The following is a 651-nucleotide window of genomic DNA, read 5'->3' on the forward strand; positions in this document are numbered from 1 at the left end:
GAGGTTACTGTATTTTAGAGGCTAAAAGATGATTGGAATTTGCTTAGTGAAGCATTGGATAAAGAGTTATCCACCCCTTTGGATTAATGGACCAAGAAACTAACATGTGAGGCCCACTAGTTCAAATGGGACCCCAATCCACATTAAGAATTCTTTATTGAGTTCTCGAATCCTATAGAGGGTGTATGGGATTTGATAAAATAGTGGGAGGTACCATAAAACTAAAGACCAAGTATTTATGGAAATAAATGAAATATATTTTAATAGTCTGTCACTTATTTTGTAGATATCATAATGGTTATACTCAAACAAATATCTGAAATGGAATTTGACGATTGCTTATCTGAATCCTGTAACAAAGAACTGTCTAAAGAAATAGGAATGGTTCCTAATTCAGGGTTTTATCTATCAGTCAGTTCTGCTTCCTCCTGGGTATTAGATACTGGAGCAAGTTCTCACATATGTAACAGTATGAAAGAACTTAAAGGGAGCAGACAGTTAGGTCGAGATCAGGTTTCCTTGCAAGTTGAAAATGGAGCAAATGTTGCTGCATTGGCTGTAGGGACCTGTGACTTAACTTTACCATCAGGGCATGTTATAAAATTAGAGGACTATTTATTTATGCCAGGGATAGTCAGGAACATTGTTTCG

Annotated in this window: 1 protein-coding gene; it reads left to right on the forward strand. The window is 36.3% G+C overall.

The genetic code is table 11. The features are described 5' to 3' along the window. Positions 1-321: 321 nt before the first annotated feature. On the forward strand, positions 322-651 hold a 330-nt coding region (locus HK417_RS24565; RefSeq protein WP_222273454.1), incomplete at its 3' end, for a hypothetical protein.

The organism is Modestobacter marinus, from assembly GCF_019799945.1.
In the GTDB taxonomy this organism is placed as follows: domain Bacteria; phylum Actinomycetota; class Actinomycetes; order Mycobacteriales; family Geodermatophilaceae; genus Modestobacter; species Modestobacter marinus_B.